This is a genomic window from Nocardia sp. NPDC052001 (genome assembly GCF_040680615.1).
Taxonomy (GTDB): Bacteria; Actinomycetota; Actinomycetes; order Mycobacteriales; family Mycobacteriaceae; genus Nocardia.
In genome coordinates this window covers 189,490-210,865 of record NZ_JBFAXC010000006.1, presented here as the reverse complement: position 1 = coordinate 210,865, position 21,376 = coordinate 189,490, and the positions used below count along the sequence as shown (strand labels likewise).

21 protein-coding genes are annotated in these 21,376 nt (G+C 67.3%); 13 read left to right on the top strand and 8 right to left on the bottom strand.

Features of this window, described 5'->3' with window-relative positions:
• Positions 1 to 3: 3 nt before the first annotated feature.
• Together AB0L82_RS27600 and AB0L82_RS27595 are read right to left on the bottom strand one after the other, a co-directional pair.
• The gene (locus tag AB0L82_RS27600) at positions 4 to 411 is read right to left on the bottom strand and encodes a roadblock/LC7 domain-containing protein (protein WP_364642372.1); all 408 of its coding nucleotides are present in this window, start codon (positions 409 to 411) and stop codon (positions 4 to 6) included.
• A complete protein-coding gene (locus AB0L82_RS27595) occupies positions 408 to 3,440 on the bottom strand; it encodes a sensor histidine kinase (RefSeq protein ID WP_364642369.1) in 3,033 nt (1,010 codons plus the stop codon). The genes AB0L82_RS27600 and AB0L82_RS27595 overlap by 4 nt, the downstream gene beginning before the upstream one ends.
• Positions 3,441 to 3,742: 302 nt before the next feature.
• Here AB0L82_RS27595 and AB0L82_RS27590 point away from each other — a divergent pair, with 302 nt between their 5' ends.
• The 9 genes from AB0L82_RS27590 to AB0L82_RS27550 all read left to right on the top strand — a co-directional run bounded on the left by AB0L82_RS27590 (position 3,743) and on the right by AB0L82_RS27550 (position 12,192).
• Entirely contained in the window at positions 3,743 to 4,435 is a 693-nt protein-coding gene (locus AB0L82_RS27590) for a response regulator transcription factor (RefSeq protein WP_364642975.1), read from the top strand.
• 74 nt (positions 4,436 to 4,509) lie between these two features.
• Positions 4,510 to 5,895, top strand: coding sequence for a HAMP domain-containing sensor histidine kinase (locus tag AB0L82_RS27585; RefSeq protein WP_364642973.1), 1,386 nt, complete (start codon positions 4,510 to 4,512; stop codon positions 5,893 to 5,895).
• Between the two features lie 712 nt (positions 5,896 to 6,607).
• The gene (locus tag AB0L82_RS27580) at positions 6,608 to 7,846 is read left to right on the top strand and encodes a trypsin-like peptidase domain-containing protein (RefSeq protein ID WP_364642971.1); all 1,239 of its coding nucleotides are present in this window, start codon (positions 6,608 to 6,610) and stop codon (positions 7,844 to 7,846) included.
• 140 nt (positions 7,847 to 7,986) lie between these two features.
• Complete coding sequence (locus AB0L82_RS27575; RefSeq protein ID WP_364642969.1) at positions 7,987 to 8,481, top strand: MogA/MoaB family molybdenum cofactor biosynthesis protein; 495 nt, start codon at positions 7,987 to 7,989, stop codon at positions 8,479 to 8,481.
• Entirely contained in the window at positions 8,478 to 8,720 is a 243-nt protein-coding gene (locus AB0L82_RS27570; RefSeq protein ID WP_364642365.1) for a hypothetical protein, read from the top strand. Before AB0L82_RS27575 ends, AB0L82_RS27570 begins: the two co-directional genes overlap by 4 nt.
• 317 nt (positions 8,721 to 9,037) lie before the next feature.
• Positions 9,038 to 9,718: an MspA family porin gene (locus AB0L82_RS27565; RefSeq protein ID WP_364642362.1), complete on the top strand. Its 681-nt coding sequence runs from the start codon at positions 9,038 to 9,040 to the stop codon at positions 9,716 to 9,718.
• 61 nt (positions 9,719 to 9,779) lie between these two features.
• Positions 9,780 to 10,457 carry an MspA family porin gene (locus tag AB0L82_RS27560; RefSeq protein ID WP_364642358.1) on the top strand — a complete coding sequence of 226 codons (678 nt, stop codon included), beginning with the start codon at positions 9,780 to 9,782 and terminating at the stop codon, positions 10,455 to 10,457.
• Between the two features lie 309 nt (positions 10,458 to 10,766).
• Complete coding sequence (locus AB0L82_RS27555; RefSeq protein WP_364642355.1) at positions 10,767 to 11,447, top strand: MspA family porin; 681 nt, start codon at positions 10,767 to 10,769, stop codon at positions 11,445 to 11,447.
• Positions 11,448 to 11,511: 64 nt separating this feature from the next.
• Positions 11,512 to 12,192, top strand: coding sequence for an MspA family porin (locus AB0L82_RS27550; RefSeq protein ID WP_364642352.1), 681 nt, complete (start codon positions 11,512 to 11,514; stop codon positions 12,190 to 12,192).
• Positions 12,193 to 12,306: 114 nt separating this feature from the next.
• Here the strand turns inward: AB0L82_RS27550 and mscL are convergent, their stop codons facing one another.
• The 4 genes from mscL to AB0L82_RS27530 form a co-directional block, all read right to left on the bottom strand.
• Complete coding sequence (gene mscL / locus AB0L82_RS27545; protein ID WP_364642349.1) at positions 12,307 to 12,714, bottom strand: large conductance mechanosensitive channel protein MscL; 408 nt, start codon at positions 12,712 to 12,714, stop codon at positions 12,307 to 12,309.
• Positions 12,715 to 12,919: 205 nt separating this feature from the next.
• Positions 12,920 to 13,600, bottom strand: coding sequence for an SAF domain-containing protein (locus tag AB0L82_RS27540; RefSeq protein ID WP_364642346.1), 681 nt, complete (start codon positions 13,598 to 13,600; stop codon positions 12,920 to 12,922).
• Between the two features lie 134 nt (positions 13,601 to 13,734).
• Entirely contained in the window at positions 13,735 to 14,067 is a 333-nt protein-coding gene (locus tag AB0L82_RS27535) for an FmdB family zinc ribbon protein (protein WP_364642343.1), read from the bottom strand.
• Between the two features lie 84 nt (positions 14,068 to 14,151).
• On the bottom strand, positions 14,152 to 14,799 hold the full coding sequence (locus AB0L82_RS27530) for a 5-formyltetrahydrofolate cyclo-ligase (RefSeq protein ID WP_364642340.1): 648 nt from the start codon (positions 14,797 to 14,799) through the stop codon (positions 14,152 to 14,154).
• A gap of 248 nt (positions 14,800 to 15,047) precedes the next feature.
• Between AB0L82_RS27530 and AB0L82_RS27525 the strand changes: the two genes are divergently transcribed.
• The 4 genes from AB0L82_RS27525 (at position 15,048) to glpR (ending at position 19,333) form a co-directional block, all read left to right on the top strand.
• Positions 15,048 to 15,962: a UTP--glucose-1-phosphate uridylyltransferase gene (locus tag AB0L82_RS27525; RefSeq protein ID WP_364642337.1), complete on the top strand. Its 915-nt coding sequence runs from the start codon at positions 15,048 to 15,050 to the stop codon at positions 15,960 to 15,962.
• Positions 15,963 to 16,013: 51 nt separating this feature from the next.
• Entirely contained in the window at positions 16,014 to 17,273 is a 1,260-nt protein-coding gene (gene glp / locus AB0L82_RS27520; protein ID WP_364642334.1) for a gephyrin-like molybdotransferase Glp, read from the top strand.
• 10 nt (positions 17,274 to 17,283) lie between these two features.
• On the top strand, positions 17,284 to 17,934 hold the full coding sequence (locus AB0L82_RS27515; protein ID WP_364642331.1) for a GNAT family protein: 651 nt from the start codon (positions 17,284 to 17,286) through the stop codon (positions 17,932 to 17,934).
• Between the two features lie 253 nt (positions 17,935 to 18,187).
• Positions 18,188 to 19,333 carry a gephyrin-like molybdotransferase receptor GlpR gene (gene glpR / locus AB0L82_RS27510; RefSeq protein WP_364642329.1) on the top strand — a complete coding sequence of 382 codons (1,146 nt, stop codon included), beginning with the start codon at positions 18,188 to 18,190 and terminating at the stop codon, positions 19,331 to 19,333.
• Between the two features lie 82 nt (positions 19,334 to 19,415).
• On the opposite strand, the gene AB0L82_RS27505 is transcribed toward glpR, so the two are convergent.
• A complete protein-coding gene (locus tag AB0L82_RS27505) occupies positions 19,416 to 20,474 on the bottom strand; it encodes a hypothetical protein (protein WP_364642326.1) in 1,059 nt (352 codons plus the stop codon).
• Entirely contained in the window at positions 20,474 to 21,217 is a 744-nt protein-coding gene (locus AB0L82_RS27500) for a ParA family protein (protein WP_364642323.1), read from the bottom strand. Before AB0L82_RS27500 ends, AB0L82_RS27505 begins: the two co-directional genes overlap by 1 nt.
• Between the last annotated feature and the right edge of the window lie 159 nt (positions 21,218 to 21,376).

Here is a 21,376-nt window from a genome sequence, read left to right as displayed (position 1 = left end):
TCATCAGGCAGTTCGGGCAGTGGCCTGCACCACCGACCCGACCCGGTCGACCAGCAGCGCCATCTCGTAGCCGATGCGGCCGATGTCGTGCTGCTTATTGGCCAGCACCGCCAGGTGCGAACCATTGCCGACGCTCATCACGAGTAGATAGCCGCGTTGCATCTCCACGATGGACTGCATCACCTTGCCGCCGTCGAAAAGCTGTGCGGCACCGGCCGACAGGCTCGCCAGACCGGCGGTGACCGCGGCCAGCTGTTCGCCCCGATCGCTCGGCAGGTGCGGGCTGGTCGCCTGCAGCAGGCCGTCGGCGGAGACCAGGACGGCGTGCGAGACGCCCGGCACCTCCCGGGTGAAACGGGTGACCAACCAGTTCAGGTTCTCATCGGTGGTGGTGCGCTGGGAGTCGGTCATACATGCCCTCCGTCTGTGTACTGCGAGTCTGCGCGTCCCGAACGGACGCCGCTGAGGTGCCGGGTCAAGCTGGAACGGATCTCCTCCGGATTGCGCGCGCCCGCCTCGTCCTCCTGCGCCACCGCACCGGGCACCAGTTGTGCGCCGGGCCGGCGGATGGGCAGTCCACCCTGCGTGCGGGAGCTGCTGGTCGGATTGGCGGCCTCCTCGGCCGCGGCCCAGCCTGCGTCCGAACTGGAGGACCATTCCGCGGCCGCATCCTGGCCGCCGCCCGCCGGTTCCACCAGCCACTCGGACACCATGCGCTGGTAGATCGGGCTACCGGACATGGCGTTCTCGCGCTGCTGGGGTGCGGGCGCGGGCGCAGGCGCCGGACCGCGCTGCGGCAGCGAAGCGGGAGCGGCGCCGTTGCCGCTGCCGAATCCGCCGTCGCTGGTGCCGAAACCGTTGTCGCCCGGGCCGTTACCGTCGCCGTCGGCGGGTGCTCCGCCATTGCCGTTGGCGGCGTTGCCGTTTCCGTTACTGCTGTTACTGCCGTTACCGCCGTTACCGCGAGCGTCGTCGCCGGTCAGACCGTTGGCGCCGACCGGATTCGGGAAGCCGTTCGCGGGTGTGCTCGGCGCGTTGTCACCGGATGCGTCCTCGTCGTTCCCGAAGGCGCTGTAACCGTTCGCGAAGAAGCTCCCGGTATCACCGCCGTTGTCCGCGCCGTACCCGTACCCGTTGCCCGCGCTGACCGGCGGGAGCGGTTCGGGTGACCGCTGTTCCTGCGGCCGCTGTATCTCGTGCTGTCCGGTATCGCCCCAGAAGTCCACCGGCGGCGCGGTGTTCGGCCCCACGACGCTGTAGGCGGCGGTCGGCGCACCGGCGGCATCGGCGAACGCGTCGACGAAATTATCGGTGAACGGCTGATCGCCGGTGTAAACGGGCTGTTCACCGGTATCGGAACCCGGTGTCTTGCGTTGCGGCAGACCGGAACTGGTGACCCCGAAGCGGCCGGTGGTGACGACCTCCGGCGGATTGGGCACCGGCATCAGCCGCGGCGGGGTGACCACCGGTTGCGGTGCGGACGCGGGTGCGTGCGCCAGCGGGGGCACCGCGGCGATCGCGGCCGGAGCCACCGGCATCGCGCCGGTCGCCGGGAACTGCCCGGTGCTGTTGTCATTACGTTCGGGCGCGGGCGAGACCAGCGTGCCCGGCAGGTGCACGCTGGCGGTGATGCCCGGCTGCTGCACCATGGCCGAGGTGCGGCGCAGGCTCACGGTGATGTTGTGCCGCTTGGCCAGTCGGCCGACGACGAACAGGCCCATGCGGCGCGCGGTCTCGACATTGACCTCACCACCGGAGGCGAGCCGGTCGTTGATGGACTGCAGGTCCTCGGCGTTCATGCCCAGGCCCCGGTCGGTGATCTCGATGAGGTAGCCCCCGTCCACGGCGCGCGCCACCGACACCGCCACCGGAGTGGACGGCGGTGAATAGCGCAGCGCGTTATCGATCAACTCGGCCAGCAGATGCTCGATATCGACCGCGGGCTCACCGGCGACGATGCCGTCGGGCACGGTGCCGATCTCGGCGCGCTGGTAATCCTCCACCTGCGAGACCGAGGACCACAGCATGTCGGACAGCGGCACCGGCGCGAGATGGCCACGGCGCAGCGCGGTTCCGGCCAGCACCAGCAGGTTGTCGCCGTTACGGCGCATGCGGGTGGCGAGGTGATCGAGGCGGAACAGCGATTGCAGGCGTTCGGAGTCGTCCTCGTCGCGTTCCAATTCCTCGATCAGCGTGAGCTGCTGTTCCACGAGGGATTGGCTACGGCGGGACAGGGTCTCGAACATATTGCCGATCTGCAGGCGCAAACGCGCCTGTTCGGCGGCCAGGTGCAACGCCTGGGTGTGGATATCGTCGACGGCTCGGGCGAGCTGTCCGATCTCCTCGGTGGTGTGCACATCGACCGGGGTGATCTCGGGGGTGACGCCACCGGCGCGCACCACCTCGAGTTCCTGCGGCAGGTCGATATGCGCCACCTGCAACGCGTCTCGCCGCAGGCGGCGGACCGGCACGACCAGCGAGCGCGCCACGATCAGCGCGAGCGCGAGGCCCGCCAGCAGCATGCCGATAACGATCGAGGTATCGCGGAGCACGGTATTGCGCGCGTCGGTGGTGAGCTGGCCCAGTTTGGCGTCCAGCTTCGCGCCGATGCCCTGGCCCTCACGGGTGTACAGGTCCTGGCTGGTCTTGATGGAGTCGACCATGGCCGGGATGGCGGCCGGATCGGGCGCACCCGAGGACAGGATGCCGATACGCATACCGGCGGCGTCCTTGAGCCCGTTGTAGTTCTCCGCCGCGTCCGGGACCAGGCCCTTGTAGACCTCGACCATGGTGATCTCGGCGCCGATCGCGGTGAGCAGCCGGACCTTCATGGCCTCATTGGTGCCGATGCCCGGCGTGGCCAGCATGAGGCGTTCCTGGGTGAGCAGGCGGCTGGCGGTCATGACCGTGCCCTGCATCAGGAAGAGTTGCTGCACACGCAGATCCGAGAGCGTCTGCGAGGTGGTGAGCGCGGCCTGCACCTTGTTGGAGACGGCCTGCGACTGATCGGCCACCGATTGCGGCGAGCTGGTGCGCAGGCTGTTGCGCATGTTCTTGGCGGCGCTGATCGAATCGGTCAGACCCTGGGTGACATTGGCTTCCACCTTCGAGGAGCGGAGCAGTGTCTCCAGATCGGCGACCGCCTGATCGAACCGGGTGATGGCATTGTCCAGCACCGGGTTCGCATCGGGGTTGCCCCAGCCCGCGATGGCCTGGACGGCGAGTTCCTGTGTGGCGGACTCGAATTTGGTTGATGGGCCCATTACGGCGGCCTGTTCCGTACCGGCGCTGAGGTTGTTGATCGTTTGCAGCTCGGAGTTGATACGCAGGACCGCGAAGGTCGACGCGAGCAACACCGGGAGCACCAGAACGATGCCGACCTTGCGTGTGACGGGCCAGTTGGACAGGCTCAATTGCCAGGACCGGGGTGTCGCTTCCATCCCGCTTCCGTCGCCTCCGCTTTCACGAGTGACCCCCAGGTCGTATGCGGTTGTATGGCGTAGGGGTCGAACCCCGCGCGGAACCAACTAGAGGTCTTCTTTTCCGGCCTGCAACATACCGCGCGGGCTGTGTAACGGCAATTCGAGGAACTCGCCATACACGACTCCGAATACAGCCGCGCGCAACGCCTTTCGAATGCCTTTACCCCGAGGCAATTAAAACGCGCTGGTCACCAGGCGATCCCGCCCGGCGTGTCGAAGTGGCCCTTCTCAGTCGCCTCTCAGTCGCTGTGGGCAGACTGGTGTTCATGCGCATTCTGGTAGTCGACGACGACCGCGCGGTCCGGGAATCGCTGCGCCGCTCGCTGACCTTCAACGGGTACACCGTCGACCTCGCCGTCGACGGTCTCGACGCACTGGAGAAGACCACCAGCCAGCGGCCGGACGCCCTGGTCCTGGACGTGATGATGCCCCGCATGGACGGGCTCGAGGTCTGCCGCCGACTGCGTAGCACCGGCGACGATCTGCCCATTCTGGTACTCACGGCACGGGATTCGGTCTCCGAGCGGGTGGCCGGACTGGACGCCGGCGCCGACGACTATCTGCCCAAACCGTTCGCGCTGGAAGAGTTGCTGGCGCGACTACGCGCACTGCTGCGGCGCACCACGGTCGATCAGGGCGAGGTCTCCGAGACCATGACCTTCGCCGATCTGTCGCTGGATCCGGTCACCCGCGAAGTACTGCGCGGAGAACGCCCTATCAGCTTGACCCGCACCGAATTCTCACTGCTGGAAATGTTGATGGCGAATCCGCGCCGGGTGCTCACCCGCAGTCGCATTCTCGAAGAGGTATGGGGTTACGACTTTCCCACCTCTGGGAACGCGCTCGAGGTGTACATCGGATATCTGCGCCGTAAAACCGAGGCCGAAGGTGAGCCGCGACTCATCCACACCGTGCGTGGCGTCGGCTACGTACTGCGCGAGACCCCGCCGTAGGGGATCGGGTCGTGGGTAGAACTGTTCCCAGGCGGCCGGTGGTCGCCGGGCTCGCGAAATCGCCGGAACCCGATATGCGTCCGCCGATGCCGCTCACGCGTTCGGTGTCACTGCGCTGGCGGGTGACGCTGCTGGCCGCCTCGGTGGTGGCGGTCGCGGTGGCCTTCACCTCCATCGCGGCCTACGCCATGGTGGCACGTTCGCTGTACGCGGATGTGGATTCGCAGCTCAAGGCGCGCGCCTCGCTGATGATCGACAATAACTTCGATTCGCTCGGATTCCAGTCGATCGTGCTGGCGGGGCTGTACTCCAATGACGTCGGGGTGGCGCTGATCTTCCCGGATCTGTCGCCGTACGTGCCGCCGCAGACCACCAATCCGCCTGTGGGCAAACAGGAATTGGCGGTGGCCCGCGGGGAGATCGCCTTCTCGCTGCGCACCGTCGATAATCAGCGGGTGCTGGCGCGGCGCACGCATTCCGGTTCCACGCTGGTGGTTTCGCAGCGCCTGCAACCGACCCGCGAGGTGCTCGATCGACTGGCCTGGCTGCTGTTCGTGGTCGGCGGCTGCGGCGTCATGCTGGCGGCGGCGGCCGGAACCGCGGTGGGGCGCACCGGTTTGCGGCCCATCGCGCGTTTGACCGCGGCCACCGAACGCGTCGCCAGAACCGACGATCTCACGCCGATTCCGGTAACCGGTGATGATGAACTCGCCAGGCTCACCGAGAGTTTCAACACAATGCTGCGCGCGCTCACCGAATCCCGGGAACGGCAGCGCAGATTGGTGGCCGACGCCGGACATGAGCTGAAAACGCCACTGACGTCTTTGCGCACCAATATGGAATTGCTGATCGCTTCCTCGCGTCCGGGCGCACCGCGCATTCCGGATGAGGACATGGCCGAGTTGCGCTCGGATGTGATGGCGCAGATCGAGGAATTGTCCACGCTGGTCGGCGATCTGGTCGATCTCGCCCGCGAGGACGCCCCGGAAACGGTCTACGAACAGGTCGATATCGGCGATGTGGTGGGCCGCGCGCTGGAACGGGTGCGCCGTCGCCGCAGCGGTATCGAATTCGAGGCGTCGTTGCGCCCGTGGTTCGTCTACGGCTATGAGGCCGGACTCGAACGCGCCATTCTCAATGTGCTCGACAATGCGGCCAAATGGAGTCCGGCGGGCGGTGCGGTGCGGGTATCCATGCACGAGAACGGGCGCGGACTGCTCGAACTCACCGTGGACGACGCCGGACCGGGCATTCCGCCCAATGAACGCGATCTGGTGTTCGAGCGCTTCTACCGCACCACCGCCTCGCGGTCGATGCCCGGCTCCGGCCTGGGCCTGGCCATCGTGAAACAGGTGGTGACCAAGCACGGCGGCACCATCACGATCGACAGTTCCGACCGCGGCGGCGCGTTGATCCGTATCGTTCTACCCGGTGAGGGCACGCCCTTCGCGGGCACCTGACCGTCTCGAGCTACTTCGCACCGAAAGCTCCGGAAAAAGCCAGCGCGATCTCAGTCCGCTCTCAGTCGTCACCGCCACGCTTGGCTACGAGACTCGAGGAGAAACGAGAAACATGACCGAGGATTCGAAGCGGGAGCCCGAAGACACTTCCGGCCCCGCAGCCGCGCAGCCCGATACCGGCGCTGCCGCGCAGTCGCCCGCCACCTCCGGCGTCCCCGCGACCCCGGCTCATGGTGCAACACCCGGCGCCGCTCCCGGCGCGCATCCCGACTTCGGTGTCGATTCGACGCCCGCGGGCGGTAGCGCGCCCGCCGCGGGGACCGATCGTCCCGCACAATCCGCGCCCGGCTATTCGAGTCCGTGGAGCCAATCCGCCGGTGCCGCAGCGACTCCCGCGTCCGGCGGCACGCCGCCGCAGGGCCCGCGCACCGAGGCGTTCGACGGTTTCGGCGGCGGTGGTCCGACCGGGCAGATCCTGGAAGGCAATGCGGCACAGCCGGGTTCGTGGCAGCACGGCCAGGGCCAGGGCAATCCGTACGGCGCTCCCGCGGGCTACGGTCCTGCGGGACAGCAGGGTTCGGCTCCCGGACAGTCCGGCCCGGCCACCGGCGCGCATTCGTACGGTGCGACGGAACAGCTTCCGGCCGCCGGGACCGAGCAGTCGCCGTACGGCCGGGCGTACGCGGCGTCGGGGGCCGGGTACGCCCAGGGCATGGGCGGCGCACCGCAGCACACCGAGCCGATGTTCGGTGGCCCCGGCGGTCCCGGTGGTCCCGGTGGTCCGGGCCAGCCGCCGCACGGCCCGGGCTACCCGGGTGATCCGGGCGCGCCCGCGCCCAAGCGGTCCGGTCGCGCCGGACTGGTGGCGGGCGCGGTGGTGCTCGCGCTGGTGAGTGGCGGTATCGGCGGTACGGTCGGCGCGCTGGCCACCCGCGACAACAACGGCGGTACCTCACTCACCAACGCGCTGGACGCGCCCAAGCCGAATGTGAGCACGGTGGCCAACGCCCCGGCCGGTTCGGTGCAGGCGGTCGCGCAGAAGGTGCTGCCGAGCGTGGTCATGATCCGGGTCGCGGGCGCCAAGGCCGAGGGCGAGGGCTCCGGCGTGGTGCTATCCACCGACGGTTTGATCCTCACCAACAATCACGTGGTCAGCGGTGCGGGCCCGAACGCCAAGATGGATGTGGCGTTCAGCGACGGCAGCACCGCCCCGGCGCAGCTGGTCGGCGCGGATCCGGTCTCGGATCTCGCGGTCGTCCGGGTGCCGAACAAGCAGGGGCTCAAGCCGATCGAACTCGGCGCCTCGGGCAATCTGCAGGTCGGTGAGTCGGTGGTGGCCATCGGTTCACCGCTCGGCCTGGCGGGCACGGTGACCACGGGCATCGTCTCCTCGCTGAACCGGCCGGTGTCGACCAGCGGTGAGGCCAATTCGCAGGGCACCGTCATCGACGCCATTCAGACCGATGCGGCCATCAACCCGGGCAATTCCGGTGGTGCGCTGGTGGATATGAACGGCAAGCTGATCGGCATCAACACCGCCATCGCCACGCTCGGGGTGTCCGAGGCCGCGGGCGGGCAGAGCGGTTCCATCGGGCTCGGTTTCGCGATCCCGGTGGATCAGGCCCGCCGGGTGGCCGATGAGCTGATCAAGAACGGCAAGGCCACCTACGCCCAGATCGGTGTGAAGGTGCGCGCACAGGACGACGTCAACGGGGCGCGCGTACTGGAGGTGACCCCGGACGGCCCGGCCGCCAAGGCGGGACTGCCGAACAACGCGGTCGTCACCAAACTCGATGACCAGGTGATCGATTCGGGCAATGCCCTGATCGCCGCGGTGCGCTCGCACCGTCCGGGCGACAAGGTCAAGGTGACCTTCACCGATGACCAGGGCAATAATGCGAAGACCGTCGAGGTGACCCTCGGCGAGGCGGCGGCGGAAGGCGGTCGATGATGCGACAGGACAGTAGCGGAACTCCGATGCCGGAGATCCGGGTGACCGCGGACGGCGGCTGGGAGCTGTTGTCGGACAACGGCACTGTGTTCCCGGGCGCAGCCGCCGGGCTGTCGGGTCCAGGCGCTACGGTTAGCACCATGGAAATCGATGCCGCTGTGGCGGGCCGTGCACTTGTCGTGGTCGTCGACGACCGAACCGCTCATGGCGGCGTGGACTCCTTCGGGCCGCTGGTCACCGAACTGCTCACCGAGGCGGGCTTCCTGGTGGACGCCTCGATCTCGGTGCAGGCCGATGAGGTCGAGATCCGCAATGCGCTCAATACCGCGGTCATCGGCGGCGTGGATCTGGTGATCTCGGTCGGCGGCACCGGTATGTCCCCGCGCGATGTCACCCCCGAGGCCACCGAGGAGGTGCTGGACCGTGTGCTCCCGGGTATCAGCGAGGCGCTGCGCGCGTCCGGTCTGGCCTCGGGTTCGCTGGACGCGGGCCTGTCCCGCGGGCTGGCGGGCGTTTCGGGGTCGACCCTGGTGGTGAATCTGCCGGGTTCGCGGGCCGCGATTCGCGACGGTATGGCCACGCTCGGCCCGCTCGCGAGCCGGGTTATCGATGAATTGTCCGGTCTGTCGGAATGATTTCCGAATCCCCGGATTCCACCCCTTCGGATTCCACACAGGATTCCACGGACGAACCCCGCCCGGCCGCGCGCCGGGCGGGGTCTCGCCGTTTATCGGCCGCGGACGCGGCCAAACTCGCGGCCATCTTCGGCGAGACCTTGCCCGCCACCACTTCCGATGAGCGCACCCCCGAACCGGATTCGAATCGGTCCGGCGATGACTGGTTGCGTTCCCAGGTGCCCCCGCATCACGGCTGAATTCCCGGCCGAATTCACTGAGCGCGCTCACTCTCGAGTGTGGTCACCATCGCAGCCGCGTGTCAGGTTCGCGGCATTCCCCCCGCTCGGCGGCGGATCTCACATTCATGCCCATTCATCGCGGTATTCGCATGTCCATCGCACTGTTGCCAAATAGTTGCAGATGTGGCTATCGTCTCGCTCTGGTCGATATAGATACGTGTCCAAAGGGTTTGAGCAGACTGCTTGATATTTGCTCACGGGGAGTTGGATGCGGCGGCGACCACATCGGCTCCGGTGGTCGGAGCTGAACGTGAGACAACCTGATGAGGGAACGAATGAGCGAGAACCGCACCAGCGGTATCCGTCGCGCCGTCCGCTTCGCGGGCATCGGCGCAGCCGCCTCGGTGGCGCTCGGTCTGATGTCGACCGGCGCCGCCAATGCCGATACCTTCGTGCCGTTGCCGGACGGTCAGAAGGTCGCTCCCGGTGGAGCAGTCACCATCACCCGCACGGGTGAGCACGCCGTCATCTCACCGTCGCTGGCCGCCAATGGCGCGGGCCGCGTGGTCTGGGTGTCGGGCAATGCCGTCGCCGATGTGGCCGAGACGCCGGAAGGCACCGTCGGCCCGAACAACGGCGCGGCCAATCTGCCGGGCTCGAACAACTCCTCCACCCACGGCGCCTCGCACCTGGCCACCGGCTACATCGTCGGCTGCCAGGTCGATATCGCGAGCAATGCGATCTCCGCGGGCGTTTCGGGCGGGGTCAACCTCAGCGGTGGCAGCCTCGGCGCCTCGGTCGGCCTGAACCTCGGCCCCGGCGAGGTCAAGTTCGTCGAGATCGACAGCAAGGACATCCTGAAGGCCGGCCACTACTCGGTCGAGTACCAGGACGCCCAGATCCAGGTCAACGGCTGCGCGGGCTATGCCCAGGCGCGGGCGTACACCGTGGTCGAGGTCATCGGTGACCACTACTCCAAGACCACCCTCTACGGGCAGCCGTTCAGCCTCGGCTGAGCCGCCCGGACATCCAATTCATTACTCGCGTAAGCGAATTCGACCCTAGAGGGATAATGCGATGAACATCCGCAAGACTTTGGCACGGGCGGCCGGTATCGGCGCCGTCGCCACCGCCGCGCTCGGCCTGTTCTCCACCGGCGCGGCCAATGCCGACACCTTCGTTCCGCTGCCGGGTGGCGAACTCACCAAGACCCTGTCCGATGGCACTGTCGTGACCGTGCGCATGGTCGGCGAATCGGCCAACATCAGCCCGTCCATGGGCAGCACCCCGGTGCACCGCAACGCCTGGGTTTCGGGCAGCGCACAGGTGCAGCTGTCGGGTGACACCACCGCGGTCGGTGGCAAGATCTTCCCCGGTTACGTGGTGGGTTGCCAGGTCGACATCTCCGGTGGCGGTGCCACCGGTGGCGCGACCGGCGGCGCCGACTTCTCCGGCAATATCGACCAGGGCGGCACCGGCGTCACCAGCGGCGGCAACCTGACCCTCGGCCCCGGCCAGACCCGGTCGTTCTACGTGCTGGACCTGGAGCAGGCCGATGATTTCGGCAGCGAACAGCACAAGGTTCGCAATGCGTTCAAGGGTTCCAACGGTTCGGTCACCTGGGCCGACGAGACCATCGGCCTGACCGGTTGCGGCGGTTACGCCCAGGCCCGCTCCTTCGTGAGCGTCGAGGTCGAGACCGACAATGTGATCACCTGGGTGACCCTGTGGGGTCAGCCCTTCAGCCTCGGCTGATTCGTTCCGCCCTGCGGAAACCTAAGGGGCCCGGCGCTTTTAGCGCCGGGCCCCTTTTGCTATCCATAGCATTCTCGACATACATCGGGGGATAGATCCGGGACTTGTGCGGGTGCACTGGATTCGGTTCTCTCACACCTCACGGATCACAACGGTGATGTAAAGTGCCCTGCGTCGCTACACATTAAGAATTTGTTAGCAGTAACACAGTGGCAACAATGTGGCGACAAACTTACCCGGGGTTCCCCAAGAGCCCCATTTCAACCTCGGTGGTCGAGGTTGACCGCAAGAAACCTGATGAGGGGAAGTATGAGCGAGAACCGCACCCACGGTCTGCGTCGTGGTGCCCGCATTGCGGGTATCGGCGCTGCCGCGGCCGTGGCCATCGGCCTTTTTTCGACTGGTGCCGCTAATGCCGATACCTTCGTACCGTTGCCGGACGGTCAGAAGGCTGCGCCCAGTGGAACTGTGACGATCACCCGTACGGGTGAGCACGCCATCATTTCACCGTCGTTGTCCTCCAATGGCGCTGGCCGCGTCGTGTGGGTCACCGGCAATGCCGTCGCCGAGGTCACCGAGACCCCCGATGGCACGATCGGACCCAACAACGGACCTGCCAATGGCAACGGCTCCAACAATTCCTCCACCCATGGCGCCTCTCAGCTGAGCACCGGCTACATCGTCGGCTGCCAGGTGAACATCGCCGATAACGCCATCACCGCGGGACTCTCCGGCGGCATCAGCCTCAGCGATGCCTCGGTCGGCGGCTCCATCGGCGTCAACCTCGGCCCGGGTGAAGTCAAGTTCGTCCAGATCGATTACAAGGACATCCTGAAGCCGGGTACCTACGCGGTCGAGTACCAGGATGCCGAAATCCAGCTCCAGGGTTGCGCGGGTTACGCCCAGGCGCGGTCGTACACCACCGTCGAGGTCATCGGCGATCACTACTCCAAGACCACCCTGTACGGCCAGCCGTTCAGCATCGGCTGATAGTGGTCACCCCCGCCAAATCACTTCTCGCGCAAGCGAATTCAACCCTCGAGGGAAAACTGTAATGAACATCCGTAAGACTGTGGCGCGGGTGGCCGGTGTCGGCGCCGTCGCAACCGCCGCTCTTGGCCTGTTCTCCACCGGCGCTGCCAACGCCGATACGTTCGTCGGCCTGCCGGGCGGCGAACTCACCAAGACCCTGTCCGATGGCACCGTCGTCAACATCAAGCTCGTCGGCGAATCCGCCAACATCAACCCGTCCATGGGCGCCACCCCGCTGCACCGCAACGCGTGGGTGTCGGCCTCGGCGCAGGTGAACATCTCCGGTGACACCACCGCGACCGGCGGCAAGATCTTCCCCGGTTACGTGGTCGGCTGCCAGGTCAACATCGCCGGTGGTGACACCAGCGCCGGAGCCACCGGTGGCGCTTCCTGGGACAGCTCGGGCAATGTCACCCCGTCGGCCGGCGCCACCGGCGGCGGCAACCTGAACCTCGGCCCCGGCCAGGCGAAGTCGTTCTACGTGCTCGACCTGGAGCAGGCCGACGACTTCGGCTCGGAGACCCACAAGGTCCGCAATGCCTTCAAGGGCAACAGCGGCTCGGTCACCTGGGCGGACGAGACCATCGGTCTGAACGGCTGCGCGGGCTACGCCCAGGCGCGTGCCTTCGTCAGCGTCGAGGTCGAGACCGACAATGTGATCACCTGGGTCACCCTGTGGGGCCAGCCGTTCTCGATCGGCTGATCTCGATCACGTAAGACGAACGGGCCCGGCGCATTTCGCGCCGGGCCCGTTCGTGTTCGCGTTTCTTTTGCGTAAATTCGCGCCCGGCTTCGGCTTTCGCGCCGACCTGGGGTTTCAGCTCTCGTGCCTGCCCCCGGCGGTGCCGTTCCGGCCCTCGGCGAGCAGATCCCGAATCTGCACCAGCACTTCATTATCCGAGAGCGGGGTCTCGGTACTGCCCCAGCGCGCCTTGGCCTTGGTGGCCGGAACCACCAGGATGAAGTACAGCAGCGCCGCGATGATGAGGAAGTCCAGCGCCGCGGTGATGATCGGCCCGATGGCGACGAAGGTCGCGGGTTTGTCCGCCACCAATTGGAACCCGAGCCCGAGTTCATTGCTGCCGCCGAATACCGCGAGCAGCGGATTGATGACCCCATTGCTGAAAGCGGTCACAACGGCCACGAACGCCGTGCCGATGACGACCGCCACGGCCAGATCGACGACATTGCCACGAAGCAGGAAATCCTTGAAACCCTTGAGCATTGCCGGAAACTCCTCTGCGTAAGGCGGGTGGAGCCTGCGTGATGCGCTAAGGGCGATGCTAGTGCCGTGTTCGCAAAGGCCCGTCTCCTCGTCATCCCGGCGTGTCTGTGACCGGGGTGCACACGGGAAGTTCAGTGCTGCGGGGGAATGGATCCCGGCCGAAAGCATGCCGGGATGACGAGGCGGCCTTCACTCGGCGACCGGGTCAATGGAACACAATGGTGAGTGCCGTGCGGAGGGATGCTGCGGCGACGGCGGTGGCGCGGCGGGAATCCAGGGCCACCAGGACCACGCGTTCGTCTTTGCCGGAGGTGCGGTTCGCGCCCGGAGCCAGGACCACGGCGGCGTCGGTGGCGAGTAGGCGAGCGGGGCGGCCGCCGCTGCCGGGCTCCTCGGCGGCGACCACGTCGACGCGGTCACCGGCGCGCAGGATATCGGCAACGGCGTTGTCGGCCAGGCGAATCGGGACGATGCGGGCATCGGGGGAGTGGGCGGCCACGGCGGCCAGGCGGGGGCCGATGACGCGCAGTTCGGTGAGGATCTCACCGGGTGCGACCGCGCCGGTCAGGGTCGCGCCGCGCAGTGCGCCGGGCTCGCGAATCGCACCGTCGGGGAGGGTGCTCGTCTCCCTGGGCGCGGGCCGCAGATCGCCATCGGCGAGGACGTGACCGGGCGGCAGTTCGCGGGCGGCGACCAGCACCTCGGTATGTCCGCCCGCCGGATCGCCGCGCACCGCGAGGACGGCGGCGAGCAGCAGTAGCGCGAGGGCCGAAATGCGCCGCAGCAGTACGCCATCGGCCCACGGCGGGAGCGCGGACGTGATGGATTCGAGGCGGGAACCGCGGCCGAGATCGGCATCGCGGCCGGGTGTGCGCAAGCGGATCATGCCAGGAAGCCTAGGCCCGGGCGCAGATCAGCCGACCCTCGAAAAGGGTCGGCTGTGGATAACTTCGACGCTGTGGATATCGGTCGGAACGAACCGAATTCGCCCCGGTCGGAGCTACGGTACGGGCGTGCGGATCAGGCCGCGGAGGTGCTGTTCGAGCTCGGGGCCGAGGTTGTCGCGGCCGGAGTGGAGCTACCGCCGCTCGCACCGTTGGAACCGCCGCCGGAACCGTTGGAGCTGCCGCTGTCCGAGGTGGACGCGGGCTTGGCGGCCTCGCTGGAGGTGGTGCCGTTGCGGCTGTCGGTGCGGTAGAAACCGCTGCCCTTGAATACGATGCCGACCGAGTTGAAAAGCTTGCGCAGCTTTCCATTGCAGCGATCGCACGTGGTGAGCGCGTCATCGGAGAAGGACTGCACGATGTCGAACTTGTTGTCGCACTCGGTGCAGGCGTACGAGTAAGTAGGCATCGGGAAACCTCTCCACGGTCTTCGTCGATCTAGCACTCTACAGATGACAGTGCCAACACTGCCAATCGGGTGTCAATTCCCGGGTTATTCGTCCAGCTCACGCAGTCCGCCGAACGGTGTCAGCGCCCAGCCCATTCGATGGTCGTGCGATTCGCGCGGCAAATGCGCGACAACCTCATCGTCCCGCACCACCGCGATCAATCGGGCATCGGCTCGGCTGGCGTGCAGACTTCGATCGTAATAACCCGCGCCGCGACCCAGCCGAGTCCCACTCCGATCCACCGCCAGCGCCGGAATCAGAATCACCTCCGCCAGCCGCAGGGCATCGGCGATGGGTGCGCCCTCGGGCTCGCGCAGCCCGAATCGCCCGCGCCGCAACCGCTCCGGACCTTCGTACTCGGCCCACTCCAGCGGACCCGGCTCACCGGTCACCGGCAGCAGCACCCGCGCGCCCGCGGCCCGCAGCGCGTCCAGCATCGCGAGCGATCCCGGTTCGCCGCCGACCGGCACATACGCGCAGATCCAAGTGGCCTCGCCCGCCGTGCCGGACCGACCGTCCGCGCCGGGTTGTCCGGCCACGCCCGGTCGTTCACGCGCGCCGGATGTTTCGATCAGCGCCGCGGCGTGCCGAGCCAGAGCCTGCGCCTCGCGGTCCCGTTGTCCGGGAGTGATCGCCTTGCGCCGCGCCAGGATCTCGCCGCGCCAGGCCGCCTTGTCCCGCACTTCGCTCACGCCCCAACGATATGCGCCCGCGCCGCGCGTCCCGATCACCGACTATGTGGCGCTCAGCACTGTTCGCGGTGGCGGGAGTGGGTATGAAGTGGTGGAAGGGGTGCGCACATGCCCGATGGGTATGGCTTCGCGCGCCCGCGGTCCCGCGTTCGGTGCGCTCGGTGCGCGCCGGACGCTTAGGCTCTCGGGGACGTCGGGGCGTTGCTTCGGCCGCGACGACGCTCCAGACGGATGGATAGGGTGAGCTCATGACAGCTAATGGCGGCGGAGCCGAGTCGTGCTTCCGCACCGCGGTGGTGCCCGCGGCGGGGCTCGGCACGAGGTTTCTGCCCGCGACCAAGACGGTGCCCAAGGAGCTGCTACCGGTGGTCGACACCCCGGGCATCGAATTGGTCGCCGCGGAGGCCGCGGATTCCGGCGCCTCCCGGCTGGTGATCGTGACCTCGCCCGGAAAAGACGGCGTGGTAGCGCATTTCGTCGAGGATCTGGTGCTGGAGAGCACCCTCGAGGAGCGCGGTAAGCATCACCTGCTGGAGAAGGTGCGCAAGGCCCCGGCGCTGTTGGACGTCACCTCGGTGGTGCAGGAGGAGCCGCTCGGCCTGGGTCATGCGGTGGCACAGGCGGAATCGGTGCTGGATGCCGATGAGAGCGCCATCGCGGTGCTGCTGCCCGATGATCTGGTGCTGCCCAGCGGTGTGCTGTGCGCGATGGCCGAAGTGCGCGCCACCTACGGCGGTTCCGTGCTGTGCGCCATCGACGTGCCGAAGGAGGAGGTCAGCGCGTACGGCGTCTTCGACGTCGAGGTGCTGCCCGGTGCGGATGCCGATGTGCTCAAGGTCAACGGCATGGTGGAGAAGCCGCCGATGGAGCAGGCGCCGTCCACTTTCGCCGCCGCGGGCCGATACCTGTTGGACCGCGCCATCTTCGACGCGCTGCGCCGGATCACCCCGGGCGCGGGCGGCGAGTTGCAGTTGACCGACGCGATCGCCCTGCTCATCTCCGAGGGACATCCCGTTCACGTTGTGGTGCACCGTGGGTCGCGACACGATCTGGGTAACCCGGGCGGCTATCTTCGTGCTGCGGTCGATTTCGCTTTGGAACGTGAGGAATACGGTCCCGCCCTGCGCGAGTGGCTGGAGCAGCGGCTCACCTCGCACGAATGAGCGATGCCGCCGACGGGGTGTGGTTAGTGCGCGAGACCAGGGAAGGGCGGCATGCGCTCGGTTGAGGATCAGCAGATCAAGGTGACCGCGGCGGCTGTGGCGCCGCGGCCCGTTCGGGTCGCTATCTCGGAGGCCCAGGGACTGCTGTGCGCCGAGGATGTGGTCACCGAGCGTCCACTACCGGGTTTCGATCAGGCCGCCATCGACGGTTATGCCGTGCGCAGCGTGGATGTCTCCGGCGCGGGCGCCGATATTCGCGGTGAGGACGGCGAACCGGTCGAGCTGACGCTGCCGGTGGTCGGCGAGGTCGCGGCCGGTTCGCGCCAGCCCATTCGCCTGCAACCGCGCCAGACCGTGCGCGTGGATACCGGCGCTCCGCTGCCGACGCTCGCGGATGCCGTTCTGCCGCTTGATTTCACCGATGGCGGGCGCGCCCGGGTGAAGGTGTACGAGCCGGTGCGCTCTGGCGATTACGTGCGCCGCATCGGCGATGACGTGCAGCCGGGCGATCTGGCGGTGCGTGCGGGCACCATCATCGGCCCGGCTCAGGTGGGCCTGCTCGCGGCGGTGGGCCGGGACAAGGTGCTGGTGCATCCGCGCCCGCGCCTGTCGGTGCTCTCGGTGGGCGGTGAGCTGGTCGATATCGATCGCACGCCCGGACCGGGCCAGGTCTACGACGTGAACTCCTATGCCCTGGCGGCGGCCGCGCGCGATGCGGGCGCGGATGTGAACCGCGTGGGCATTGTCAGCGCCGATCCCAAACGCCTGCGGGATGTGGTGGAGGGGCAGCTGGTTCGCTCCGAGGTCGTGGTGATCGCGGGTGCGGTGGGCGGCTGGGCGTCCGAGCAGATCCGCGAGGCCCTGGAGGGCCTGGGCGAATTGGAGATCACCCGCGTCGCCATGCATCCGGGTTCGGTGCAGGGTTTCGGCCTGCTCGGCCGCGATGAGGTGCCGACCTTCCTGCTGCCGTCGAATCCCGTTGGCGCGCTGGTGGTTTTCGAGGTGATGGTGCGGCCGCTGATTCGAATCGCGCTGGGGCGCAGGCATCCCATGCGCCGGGTGGTGCGGGCGCGCACGATTCTGCCGATCGCCTCCATTCCGGGTAGGCGCGGTTATCTGCGCGCACAACTGATGCGCGATGAGCAGACCGGCGATTATCTGGTGCAGCCGCTGGGCGGGCCGAACGGCGCGTCCTCGCATCTGCTGGCCACCATGGCCGAGGCCAACAGTCTGATCGTGATCGATCCCGATGTCACCGAGGTGCGTACCGGTGACGAGGTGCGGGTCGCCTTCCTCGCGCAGCGAGGCTGAGGCCTTGGACATGAACGTCTTCCGGGCCGCCCAGCATCCGGGCTGGCCCGCACATCTGGGACCGGTGCGCGTGGCTGCCGGTCAGGTCACGTTGCGGCCCATCCGGTTACGGGACGCGTCGGCGTGGAGCCGGATTCGCACCCGCGATCGCGAATACCTGGAGAAGTGGGAGCCGACCGGGCGGGGTTCCTGGGAGGCGCGCAATCATGCCGGGAACTGGCCGTCGCTGTGGTCGAGCCTGAAGGCCGAAGCCCGTCGCGGCGCGATGATTCCGCTGGTGATCGAGGTGGATGGCACCTTCAGCGGACAGATGACGGTCGGCAATATCGTGCGCGGCGCATTGCGTTCGGCGTGGATCGGCTACTGGGTCTCCAAGGAGGTCAGCGGTCAGGGCGTGGCGACGGCCGCGCTGGCGCTGGGCCTGGATCACTGCTTCGGTGAGGTGGGCCTGCATCGGGTTGAGGCCACGGTGCGCCCGGAAAACCTTGCCAGCCAGGCGGTATTGCGCAATGTCGGTTTCCGTGAGGAGGGGCTGCTGCGCCGCTACCTGGATGTGGACGGTGCGTGGCGGGACCATCTGCTGGTCGCGATGACGGTCGAAGAGGTGTCGGGGACCGTGGTGGACAAGCTGATTCGCTCGGGGCGCGCCGCACAGCCGTGACGTGCGGTGTACCCGTCGTTACCCGCGTGTCGCATGTCGCCGCACCGGTTGATCTGGACATCCGTACCGAGTCCGAGTCGTGTGACTACTGTGGCAGATGTTGACGGCGCGCCTGCGGGTTATTCCTGAGGCGCCGAACTAGCCTACGGACGTCGGTGGTGCGTCCTCGTATGACCGGCAGGTGCTGTGGTGCACGTCGATGGACGATGTACGAAGGGATGCGAGCCAGGCGGGGACGGAGGTGTTGGGCGCGATGCCGAATTCGATCTTGTGGATCGGACTGGTCGTGCTCTGGGTGTTCGTGCTGTTTCCCATGTTGGCCGGCCGCCACCCCCGCATTCGCCAGCACACCGACGCGGCGCTGGCCACCCGGGTGTTGCATCGCGGGGATACCGAGCGACGCATCAGAAAAGGTCCGGCATCCGGACATGACACCGACCCGGACTACGTGCCGGTTCGCAGGAAGCATCACCACGATGATCCGGAGGATCGGATGACCAGATCGGACGACAGCACTCGAGCTGAATCGGACGACGAGGATTTCGACACCGCCCGCGAACGCGATACCGAGAGCGCGGTTTCCGCGCCGGAAGCCGTGGTGGCCGACGCCGCCGATCCGGTGACCGAAGCGGCAGGTGATGAATCCGAGTCCGGGACAGCGGAATTCGACAGTGATACGCGAGCGCCCGGGGAGCCCGACGATATTCCCGGCGATATGAACGATGAGCGCCCCACGCGCACAGCGCATGCGGACGATGCGGAACCGGCCGAGGATGTGCGCGCGCCCCGCGAGGGTGACGGCGAACCGCGCAGGCGCGTGCGGATGGACGCGCCGCCGCGCAGCCGGGTGCCCGCGCTGCGTGAACCGGAGCCGGAGTTCGACGAGGACGAATTCGATGCGGACGACCCGGATTTCGTGCCGTCCCGGCGCGGCCGCGGTGGCTACGATCCCGAGGCCGATGCCATCGCGCGCGCGGCCCGCTACACCTTCCGCCAGCGCGCGGTGCTGGGCCTGGTGCTGAGCACCCTGCTCTTCGCCGGTGCGGGACTGGCGATTTCGGCCACCCTGTGGTGGCTGGCCGCGTTCTCCGGGACGGTGCTGGTCGGCTATCTGGCCTATCTACGCAAGCAGGTGCGGCTGGAGGAGGATATTCGCCGCCGCCGTGCCGCACGCCTATCCCGTTCCCGCCGTGAGGATGCCGAAGCCGAGGCGGCGGCCGAGGCCGATCGCCCGCTGCCGGATCGGGAGGAGACGCGCACGCAATTGCGGCGTGCGGTGCTGGTCGAACCCGATGACGAGGATCCGCTATTCGAGCATCTGGAATTGTTCGATGCCGCTACCGCACGGGCCGTCCGGGAACGGGCCGCCGGTCGCGTTCGCCGCGCGGTCGGCGAATAGCTCCGCAGCCCACGTAGTTAGGCACTGAAACTTCAATGGGTACCCGGCCATTGGCCGGGCACCCATTGTCTTGTCGTATCCGCTAGCGGGTTTCGGGCATTCGGGTGGTTACCGGGATCTGCTGTTCGATGAGTTCGGCGAGGGTGCGCAGTTTGGCCGCGAATTCGCGGGCCGCCACCGGATCCTCGGTGGAGCCCTTGACCACTTTGGAGGAGAGTGCGGCCAGCCGGGTTTCGGCGGCGCTGAATACATCGGGTGCGGACGGTGCGTCCTCGGCGAGATCGCCACGCAGCCAGGACTGCAACCGCCGCACCACCTCACCCTGTTCGTAGTCGCCGGGCAGCACCGCGATCGCTTCCCGGAGTTTGCCCGCGGTGACCTTCGCATCGGCCGCGAGGGTGGTGTAGACGGTCACCGCCGCGTCCTCGCCGTGCGCGGCCATGATCGGCAGCAGTTCGCGGATCTGGCCCTCGTTGATGGAGGGCGCGACCGGATGCAGCCGCGCCGCCAGCGGCCACGCGCGAATCAGCTTGTGCGCGTATGAGCGCTGCATATCCCAGCGCTTCTCGACATAGTCGTCGAAGGTGGCGTGCTCGGCTCGATAGAGGCGGCCGTCCCGCACGATCTGTAGTGCGCGCCCGGCCACCCAGAACGCGACCCGCAGTGCGTCGATGGAGGATTCGCATAGATCGAGCTGCTCCAGCTCGCTCGCGTTGAGCGGTCCCTCGCCCGCCGCGGGCAGCGGCATGGTGAGCACGCTCGGTGATGCGGTGGCCGCGCCCCGCAGTGTGGAGCCCACGCTGCGCAGCGCCGGATCGATGCCGCGCATGGCGGATTCGGCCCGCTGCACCGGTTTGGGCTTGGGCTTCGGCGACTCCGGCTGCTTCGCTTCCGCTTCGGCGCTCGGGGTGACGAACATGGCCGCCGGTGATTCCGATGTCATGGCGGGAGGCAGCACCATCTCCGGCTTCACTGCTTTCTGCGTGGGTTTCGTGGTGGCGGGAGTCGGTGCGGTGCTGTGCCATTCGGCGTCGCGCAGCGGGGAGACCGGGGGCGTGTGCTCGGCTTCGTCGGAGAGGGGATTGCGGGTGGGGGCGGGGTGGGTGCCGCCGATGCTGCTCTTGCGTCGCTGCGGGGGCATCAGGCCGATACCTCCAGTGCCTCGGTGGCGGTGCGGTTTTCGTGGTAGGGCCGCAGCAGTTCCTCGCCGACCTGGCTGTATTCGCCGAGATCTGCGATGGGGTTCTCCGCACCGTCGCCGACCTCACCGTCCGCGGCCTCGCGGTACCACTTCCACGCGCTCACATACGATTCGAAGACGTCGTAGCCCGCGCCTTCGAGATTGGTTCGCTGCGTGCGGTATTCGGTGGAGACGTTGACGCCGTTCTTCATGGTGACCGGAACCTTGGTCATGAGTACCCGCACCCGGATGGGTTTGGCGCTTTCGGCGGCGGCCTCCTCGGCGGCCCGGTAGGTACTGGGCACGCGCTTGACCTCCGACGGGCTCACACTGGTCACCAGGATCAGCTCATCGCTCTCGGGTACCGCGGCCTTGAAGATATCGGCCGATTCACCGCCCGCGTCGACAATGATCACCTGATATTTTCCGGCGTTGTCGGTGATGCAGTCGTTGACGTGCCGGGACGGGAAGGCGATGAGTTCGAAGGGGACCTCGATATTCTCTTTCCGCAGCCGCCGGTACCAGGAGTATCCGGTCTGACTGAGCGGGTCGGCATCGATGACGAGTACCCGGAGTCGATGCACGGTGGCGAAATACGAGGCGAGGAAGAAAGCCGACGTGGTCTTGCCGACGCCGCCTTTCAGATTCCCCAGGGTGACCACCAATGGCTCGGGTAGTTCGGGTAGCGCAGCGGAATCTGTCATTGAATCCTCCGGATTATGAGGAGGGAGCTCGTATACGCAAGTCTCACACGAGTCCCCGCACGGGCCGCGTATTGCCGGTCTGTTTCGCGAAAAAGCGGCTGTGTCCAATTGGACACAGCCGCTTTTGTTTACGAATCCGTTATGAATAACACGCGTGTC

Bases quoted from the DNA above. Each gene is read 5' to 3' on its own strand.
- AB0L82_RS27555 (WP_364642355.1), top strand. From the start codon at position 10,767: ATGAGCGAGAACCGCACCCACGGTCTGCGTCGTGGTGCCCGCATTGCG.
- mscL (WP_364642349.1), bottom strand. From the start codon at position 12,714: ATGCTCAAGGGTTTCAAGGATTTCCTGCTTCGTGGCAATGTCGTCGAT.
- AB0L82_RS27570 (WP_364642365.1), top strand. From the start codon at position 8,478: ATGATTTCCGAATCCCCGGATTCCACCCCTTCGGATTCCACACAGGAT.
- AB0L82_RS27505 (WP_364642326.1), bottom strand. From the start codon at position 20,474: ATGCCCCCGCAGCGACGCAAGAGCAGCATCGGCGGCACCCACCCCGCC.
- AB0L82_RS27600 (WP_364642372.1), bottom strand. From the start codon at position 411: ATGACCGACTCCCAGCGCACCACCACCGATGAGAACCTGAACTGGTTG.
- AB0L82_RS27575 (WP_364642969.1), top strand. From the start codon at position 7,987: ATGGAAATCGATGCCGCTGTGGCGGGCCGTGCACTTGTCGTGGTCGTC.
- AB0L82_RS27550 (WP_364642352.1), top strand. From the start codon at position 11,512: ATGAACATCCGTAAGACTGTGGCGCGGGTGGCCGGTGTCGGCGCCGTC.
- AB0L82_RS27515 (WP_364642331.1), top strand. From the start codon at position 17,284: ATGAACGTCTTCCGGGCCGCCCAGCATCCGGGCTGGCCCGCACATCTG.
- AB0L82_RS27525 (WP_364642337.1), top strand. From the start codon at position 15,048: ATGACAGCTAATGGCGGCGGAGCCGAGTCGTGCTTCCGCACCGCGGTG.
- AB0L82_RS27500 (WP_364642323.1), bottom strand. From the start codon at position 21,217: ATGACAGATTCCGCTGCGCTACCCGAACTACCCGAGCCATTGGTGGTC.
- AB0L82_RS27580 (WP_364642971.1), top strand. From the start codon at position 6,608: ATGGGCGGCGCACCGCAGCACACCGAGCCGATGTTCGGTGGCCCCGGC.
- glp (WP_364642334.1), top strand. From the start codon at position 16,014: ATGCGCTCGGTTGAGGATCAGCAGATCAAGGTGACCGCGGCGGCTGTG.
- AB0L82_RS27585 (WP_364642973.1), top strand. From the start codon at position 4,510: ATGCGTCCGCCGATGCCGCTCACGCGTTCGGTGTCACTGCGCTGGCGG.
- glpR (WP_364642329.1), top strand. From the start codon at position 18,188: ATGCCGAATTCGATCTTGTGGATCGGACTGGTCGTGCTCTGGGTGTTC.
- AB0L82_RS27540 (WP_364642346.1), bottom strand. From the start codon at position 13,600: ATGATCCGCTTGCGCACACCCGGCCGCGATGCCGATCTCGGCCGCGGT.
- AB0L82_RS27565 (WP_364642362.1), top strand. From the start codon at position 9,038: ATGAGCGAGAACCGCACCAGCGGTATCCGTCGCGCCGTCCGCTTCGCG.
- AB0L82_RS27560 (WP_364642358.1), top strand. From the start codon at position 9,780: ATGAACATCCGCAAGACTTTGGCACGGGCGGCCGGTATCGGCGCCGTC.
- AB0L82_RS27535 (WP_364642343.1), bottom strand. From the start codon at position 14,067: ATGCCTACTTACTCGTACGCCTGCACCGAGTGCGACAACAAGTTCGAC.
- AB0L82_RS27595 (WP_364642369.1), bottom strand. From the start codon at position 3,440: ATGGAAGCGACACCCCGGTCCTGGCAATTGAGCCTGTCCAACTGGCCC.